Below are 6,764 nucleotides of genomic sequence, written 5' to 3' on the forward strand. Positions count from 1 at the left end.
AGAATGCCGCGTTTTTCAGCCAATCTTTCGATGCTCTTCGGGGAGCACGAATTCCTCGATCGTTTCGATGCCGCTGCCCGCGCCGGCTTCAAGGGCGTCGAATATATCGGGCCGTACGACCATGCGCCGGACGTTGTTGCCGCTCGCCTCAAGAAGAACGGCCTGACGCAGGTTCTCTTCAACCTGCCGGCCGGCGACTGGGCAAAGGGCGAGCGCGGCATTGCCGTGCTGCCCGACCGCGTGCCTGAATTTCGCCAGGGCGTCGCCAAGGCGATCACTTATGCGCACGCGGTTGGCTGCGAGCAGGTCAACTGCCTCGCCGGCATCGCGCCGCAGGGTGCCGATCGCACTACTTTGGAAAACGTCTTTGCCGAAAATCTCGCTTTCGCGGCCGAAAAGCTGGAGCAGGCCAGCATCAAGCTGCTGATCGAGCCGATCAACACTCGCGACATTCCGGGCTTCTTCCTGAATTACACCGATCAGGCGCTGGCGCTGATCGACCGCATCGGCTCGAAGAACCTGTTCCTGCAATACGACATTTATCACATGCAGATCATGGAGGGGGATCTCGCCCGTACCATCGAGGCAAACCTTGGCCGCATCGCGCATATCCAGCTTGCGGACAATCCCGGCCGTCACGAGCCGGGGACGGGCGAGATCAATTATCCCTTCCTCTACGACCATATCGACCGGCTCGGCTATTCCGGCTGGATCGGCGCCGAATACAAACCGAAGGCCGGCACGGAGGTGGGACTCGGCTGGTTCCGGCAGTTCGCCGGGCAGGGGAGTGCGGCGGCTTAGGCGCTTCTCAACCAGCCTCGGCGCTGCCCCTCACCCTTACCCTCTCCCCGTGAAAAACGGGGGAGAGGGGGGTCGCCAGCGCTGGAGCTTGTCCCCCTTCTCCCCATCCTTCACGGGGAGAAGGTGCCGGCAGGCGGATGAGGGGCGGCGCCAGCCTTCGATCCATTCGGACAAAGACCTTCAGGAGACCGCAAAATGGAAACCATCGGCTTCATTGGCCTCGGCATCATGGGCGCGCCGATGGCGGGGCATCTGCTCGACGCCGGCTACCCGGTCATCGCCAGCGACCATCGCTCGAAGCCGCCGGCCGCTCTCGCGGCCAAGGGGCTGAAGACCGTCACCGGCCATGATGCGGTGGCCAGCGCCGCCGGCATCATCATCACCATGGTGCCCGACACGCCGCAGGTGACGGATGTGCTGTTCGGCGAAAACGGCGTCGCTTCAGCTCTGTCGAAAGGCAAGCTCGTCATCGACATGAGCTCGATCTCGCCGATCGCCACCAAAGACTTCGCCAAGAAGATCAACGATCTCGGCTGCGACTATCTCGACGCGCCGGTATCCGGCGGCGAGGTCGGCGCCAAGGCAGCCTCGCTTACCATCATGGTTGGCGGCGAGGAAGAGGCGTTCGAGCGCGCCAGGCCGGTGTTCGAGAAGATGGGCAAGAACATCACGCTGGTCGGGCCGAACGGCGTCGGCCAGACCACCAAGGTCGCCAACCAGATCGTCGTGGCGCTCACCATCGAGGCGATCGGCGAAGCCCTGGTCTTCGCCTCGAAGGCCGGCGCCGATCCTGCAAAGGTTCGCCAAGCCCTGATGGGCGGTCTCGCCGCCTCGCGAATCCTCGAAGTGCATGGCGAGCGCATGATCAAGCGCACCTTCGCGCCCGGTTTCCGCATCGAACTGCACCAGAAGGACCTCAACCTCGCGCTGGAAGGCGCCAAGGCGCTCGGCGTTGCGCTCCCCAACACCTCGACGACGCAGCAACTGTTCAATTCCTGCGCCGCCAATGGTGGGGCGAAGGAGGATCACTCGGCGCTGGTCAGGGCGCTGGAGCGGATGGCGGGCCACGAAGTGGCCTAGAAGCGAATAGCGAATAGGGAGTAGCGAATAGGGATTGCAGGCCGACGGGCCGCCGTGTTTCGGCTATTCGCTATTCGCTATTCGCTATTCGCTATTCGCTATTCGCTATTCGCTATTCGCTATTCTCTATTCGCTATTCGCTATGAATTTTCTGGCCGCATAAAGGCTCACCGCCGCTGCGTTGGACACGTTGAGCGAGCGGATGGCGCCGGGCATGTCGAGGCGGGCGAGCGCGGTCACCGTCTCGCGCGTCTTCTGGCGCAGGCCCTTGCCCTCCGCCCCCAGAACCAGCGCAATTTTTCCTCCGGCGAAGCTCTTTTCCAGCTCCGCCGATCCCTCGGAATCGAGCCCGATCGTCTGGAAGCCGGCATCGTGCAGTTGACCCAGCGCGTCGGCGAGGTTCTTCACCTCGATCTGGTCGATGTGCTCCAGCGCGCCCGAGGCCGATTTCGCCAGCACGCCCGATTCCTGCGGGCTGTGGCGGGCCGTCGTGATCAGCGCGCCGGCGCCGAAAGCCACCGCCGAGCGCAGGATAGCGCCGACATTGTGCGGGTCGGTGACCTGGTCGAGCACCAGCACCAGCTTTGTGTCGCCGAGCGTGTCAAGGCGCTTGGGTTTAAGCGGTTCCGCCTCGATCAGCACGCCCTGATGCACGGCGTCCGAGCCGGTGATTTTGTCGATATCTTTCGGCTCGACCAACTCGGCCTTGAAGGGCAGGGCGGCAACATCGCCGATCGCCAGACGCTCGGCGGCATTGCGGGTCACCAGCATTCTTTTGATCTTGCGTCGCGGATTGTCGAGTGCGGCCCGCACCGTGTGCAGGCCGTAAAGCCGCACCAGTCCGTCGGCGGGGCCTTCGCCCGGCGGCACCGGTTGGCGCGGCCGGAATGCCGGCGCGCCGCCCGCCTTCTGGTCGCGATGCGCGCGCCTCAGCTTGGCGTAGTGGGTGTCCTTCGGGGTGGCCGGTTTGCTGCTTTTGTTGTCGCTCATGCCGACCTCTATAACCGTCCCGGCCTGCTAAGGATACGGGCTGCGGCGACGAATGCCGAACATCCTCGAAAAACCCTGGCCGCGCCGGTTGACACCCACCGGCCTTGCCGCCATAAGGCGCATCGCTGATTTCGGAGAAGATCCTTACTCGGGCTCCGGGTCGGCTGAAATGCCTCGTTGCATGGCTCCGGCGGCAGACTGGAGAGGTGCCCGAGTGGTTAAAGGGGACGGACTGTAAATCCGTTGGCTTAGCCTACGTTGGTTCGAATCCAACCCTCTCCACCACTGCCGGCCCGGAAGCCCTGAAACGAAAAGCACCGGAAGTGTGCCACTGTTTTCCGATGCTAGCGCAGGCGGGTATAGCTCAGTGGTAGAGCAGCAGCCTTCCAAGCTGAATATGCGGGTTCGATTCCCGCTACCCGCTCCAGATTTTCTTCGTCGTAGGCCTCAAAAGAAAAACGCCGAGCACCCGTGGCGCGCGGCGTGTTCGATCTGCCTTGTGCTTAGCTGTTGAAAGCCGATGTCACCTGATGTTGTGGCGGGACTTGGCCGTTCGGCGTCAGCTTGTCGACAACGCCGGGCAGCGCCGTGGACAATTGCTGCAGCAGCTCCTGCTCGTTCATACCGGTACGTTGCGCGATCTCGCGGATCACCGCCGGCCCCAGCGCCGAGCCGAGATCGTTGGCGTTGATCGGCCGGTTCTGGCCGGTGCCGACCCAGGAATCGGCTACGCCGCCGTGGCCGGCGTCTCGCAGTCTGTCGAGCAGCCCGCCCAGTCCGCCGAGCAGGCCGCCATCGGCGGAGGTTCCGGCGGGAGTTGGGGCGGGGGCCTGAGCTTCGGCCGGCTGTTCCTCGCTTCTGCCGCTCAGCATCTTGCCGACCAGCAGCGCGCCGAGCGCGATCATCAGGGGTTTGGTGATGTTGCCGCCGGGAACGGCGTTGTCAAAAAGGCCCATCATGGATCTCCTATCAACCAAGTCCACCCGGCGCCAGAATGGCTCAAGCGGGGGGATTTTCAAGCTGTCTTGAGCTTTTGACAATCATATGAAAATGATTGGCAGCGGGGGGATTGGAGGGAAGAAATGGGCATCATCAGCTGGATCATTCTCGGCGCGATCGCCGGCTTCATCGGCAGCAAGATCGTCAACAAGACCGGTCAGGGCATGATCATGGACATCGTGCTCGGCATCGTCGGCGCGATCGTCGGTGGCGTGATCTTCAGCGCCTTCGGCGCATCGGGCGTCACCGGCCTCAACATCTGGAGCCTGATTGTCGCCGTCATCGGCTCGGTCGTCGTGCTCTGGGCTTATCACCAGTTCTCCGGCAGGCGCACGCTGTAGAACGGTCGAACGATCGGCGAAACCACGGCTCGATCGCCGTGGTGGGATCGTCAGCCGAGCGCTGGTCGTCGAACGCGACCGCGCTGCGTATTGGCATTGGATGGCGTGGGGCGGAACGGCGATGGCGGTCCAGATTCAAGGCCTTCCGGTCACCTATTATCCAATCCCGAAAAGCGGCACCAGCAGCGTCAAATATGCGCTGATGGCGCTCGGCGGCAAGGAAGCCACTCTGCTTGACCCGGACAACGACGTCCACAGTCAAATTGCAACCAATTGGGCCGATCCGTTCGAGCCGGTCTATGACGGCCTCAGCGGCAAATTCACGATCGTTCGTGATCCGCTGGAGCGGCTGCTCTCGGCTTATTCCAGCAGGATATTGGACACCGATGTCCTACGGTCACGCTCGCCCAACCTCGAGTTGCTCGAGAGCTTTGGGCTGCCGACCAACCCGGATCCCGATACCTTCATCCTCAACATCGAAAAATACTGCGCGTGCTCAGGGGACATCCACTTTCACGTCGCCTCGCCACGCCGCTTCATCGGTTCCAGCCTGTTCCTGTTCGAGCACGTCTTCAAATTCGAGGACATGGACAAGGTCGGCGCCTTCCTGTCCACGGTCAGCGGCAAGACAGTCTCTATGCCGCGGCTGCAGGCAGCCCGGGGCAAGGTCAGTCCCTCGGATCTGTCCCCCGCGGCGTTCAGAAAGGCGATGCGCTTCTGCCGCTACGACTACGGTTTCCTTGTCGACTACTACGATCCGGAACGATGGGGAGGCATCCCCCAAGGCGATCCCGATGAGACGTCCTCGCTGCATGTCGCCGGCGATCTGACCGCTTTTCGCAACGGCCGCCTGGTCTATCCGCGCACGCTGCGCAACCTCGTTGGATTCCTTACCAAACGTCCGTTGAAGAAAAGGGTGGGGCTGTAGCGTTCAGCTTTTCAGTCCGGACGACCTCAGGCCACAACGCTCAAGCGCCTCCTTCGCTCGTCGAGCGAGACGATGGCGAGGCCGCTGCCGATCACCAGGAGAATGCCGCAGACGGCGAGCGCGTTGGGGAGCTGCCCGAACACCAAAAGGCCGGAAATCACCGCCCAGACGGTGAAGCAATAGTAGAAGGGCGCCACCGCGCTTGTCGGTCCGACGCGATAGGCCATGAAGATGAAGAAGTGACCGAAGATCAGAAACAGCCCGGCGCCGGCAAGCAAAAGGAGATGGCGGCCCTCCGGCACCACCCACCGTTCCGAGACAAGGTGTGCGACACCTGAGCCGAGCAGCACGACCACCACGGCGGAGATGGCGACGATCATGCCGGGCACCTCGGCGCCCACCTTACGTCCGGCGAGGTCGCGCGCCGCGGCCAGGGCCGCGTTGCCCAGCGCCAGCAAGGCATAGATGGAAATGCCCTGCATCGTCGGTTGCGCCACCATGACGGCGCCGACAAAGCCTAGGCTAATCAGCGCCATTCGCACGGCGCCGATCTTCTCGCCGAAAAGGAGCGAGGACCCGACCAGCACGATGAGCGGCGTGATCTGCCCGAGCGCCGTCGAATCGGCGATCGGCATGTTGGCCAACGCCACGACGTAGCAAAGGATCGCCGCCAGCTCGCAAAGGTTCCGGCGCAGCACCTTGCGTTCGAACAGCAGCGGGATCTGCCTGCCATAGCCCAGCATGAAAAGCAGCGGCATGCCCCACAGTGTGGCGGCCGCGCCACGCAGCAGCAGCACCTCATAAGGCGGCAGCCCTGCGGTCGCGAGCTTCATCATCGTGTCATTGACGAGGTAGGATCCCGTCGAGACGATCATGAACAGCGGGCCGCGGATATTTGCCGGAAGGAATTGCATTGGCTGAAGAAATCAGAGGCCGATCGGGGCGGCAATGGGCCAGTTCCGGCCGATCTGGCGTCTACCCGCGCGAAACTGTCGATGGGCTAGCCGAGGCAAGACGCGCGGATTTGAATTCGCCTGTCGCGATCCTATATCCGCACCATACCCCTGAAATCAGATCATTGGTTCGGCTCGAGCGAGACAACGCTCAACCACAAGGCACTTGTGTTTTGCGGCCGTTGTCGCTAATCGCCCCGCATTCGACTGAACTGAAGGTCAAGGCCGCCCAAGGAAAGAGACTATGGCAAAAGGTAAATTCGAGCGCACCAAGCCGCATGTGAACATTGGCACGATCGGCCACGTCGATCATGGCAAGACGTCGCTGACGGCGGCGATCACGAAGTATTTTGGCGAATACAAGCGCTATGACCAGATCGACGCGGCGCCGGAAGAGAAGGCGCGCGGCATCACCATCTCGACGGCGCATGTCGAGTACGAGACGGCCAACCGTCACTATGCCCATGTCGACTGCCCCGGCCATGCCGACTATGTCAAGAACATGATCACCGGCGCCGCGCAGATGGACGGCGCGATCCTGGTGGTTTCGGCCGCCGACGGCCCGATGCCGCAGACCCGCGAGCACATCCTGCTTGCCCGCCAGGTCGGCGTGCCCTCGATCGTGGTGTTCCTGAACAAGGTCGACCAGGTCGACGACGCCGAGCTGCTCGA

At 62.7% G+C, this 6,764-nt stretch carries 8 protein-coding genes and 2 tRNA genes; 7 read left to right on the forward strand and 3 right to left on the reverse strand.

The annotated features are described in order from the left end of the window. The first annotated feature begins 3 nt into the window (after positions 1 to 3). Entirely contained in the window at positions 4 to 801 is a 798-nt protein-coding gene (gene otnI, locus P9254_RS19155) for a 2-oxo-tetronate isomerase (RefSeq protein ID WP_095801328.1), read from the forward strand. A 195-nt stretch (positions 802 to 996) separates the two neighbouring features. Continuing rightward, a complete protein-coding gene (locus P9254_RS19160) occupies positions 997 to 1,881 on the forward strand; it encodes a 2-hydroxy-3-oxopropionate reductase (protein WP_095801329.1) in 885 nt (294 codons plus the stop codon). A 126-nt stretch (positions 1,882 to 2,007) separates the two neighbouring features. Here P9254_RS19160 and P9254_RS19165 read toward each other — a convergent pair whose 3' ends face one another. Continuing rightward, positions 2,008 to 2,871, reverse strand: coding sequence for a TrmH family RNA methyltransferase (locus P9254_RS19165; protein WP_278055921.1), 864 nt, complete (start codon positions 2,869 to 2,871; stop codon positions 2,008 to 2,010). A gap of 200 nt (positions 2,872 to 3,071) precedes the next feature. On the opposite strand from P9254_RS19165, the gene P9254_RS19170 reads away from it, so the two are divergent. Then, positions 3,072 to 3,156 (forward strand) — tRNA-Tyr (locus P9254_RS19170). A gap of 68 nt (positions 3,157 to 3,224) precedes the next feature. Further along, positions 3,225 to 3,298, forward strand: a tRNA-Gly gene (locus tag P9254_RS19175). Between the two features lie 76 nt (positions 3,299 to 3,374). Here P9254_RS19175 and P9254_RS19180 read toward each other — a convergent pair. Next, positions 3,375 to 3,827, reverse strand: coding sequence for a YidB family protein (locus P9254_RS19180; RefSeq protein WP_067321636.1), 453 nt, complete (start codon positions 3,825 to 3,827; stop codon positions 3,375 to 3,377). A 126-nt stretch (positions 3,828 to 3,953) separates the two neighbouring features. Between P9254_RS19180 and P9254_RS19185 the strand changes: the two genes are divergently transcribed. Next, positions 3,954 to 4,211, forward strand: coding sequence for a GlsB/YeaQ/YmgE family stress response membrane protein (locus P9254_RS19185; protein ID WP_067321514.1), 258 nt, complete (start codon positions 3,954 to 3,956; stop codon positions 4,209 to 4,211). A 121-nt stretch (positions 4,212 to 4,332) separates the two neighbouring features. Then, positions 4,333 to 5,139 (forward strand): sulfotransferase family 2 domain-containing protein, encoded by an 807-nt coding sequence (locus P9254_RS19190; RefSeq protein ID WP_164763756.1) that lies wholly within the window; start codon positions 4,333 to 4,335, stop codon positions 5,137 to 5,139. 26 nt (positions 5,140 to 5,165) lie between these two features. On the opposite strand, the gene P9254_RS19195 is transcribed toward P9254_RS19190, so the two are convergent. Next, entirely contained in the window at positions 5,166 to 6,053 is an 888-nt protein-coding gene (locus P9254_RS19195; RefSeq protein ID WP_278055917.1) for a DMT family transporter, read from the reverse strand. Between the two features lie 283 nt (positions 6,054 to 6,336). Between P9254_RS19195 and P9254_RS19200 the strand changes: the two genes are divergently transcribed. Continuing rightward, the coding region (locus tag P9254_RS19200; RefSeq protein WP_128161341.1) for a GTP-binding protein at positions 6,337 to 6,764 on the forward strand (428 nt) is incomplete at its 3' end.

This window comes from Mesorhizobium sp. WSM4983 (assembly GCF_029625765.1).
GTDB lineage: Bacteria > Pseudomonadota > Alphaproteobacteria > Rhizobiales > Rhizobiaceae > Mesorhizobium.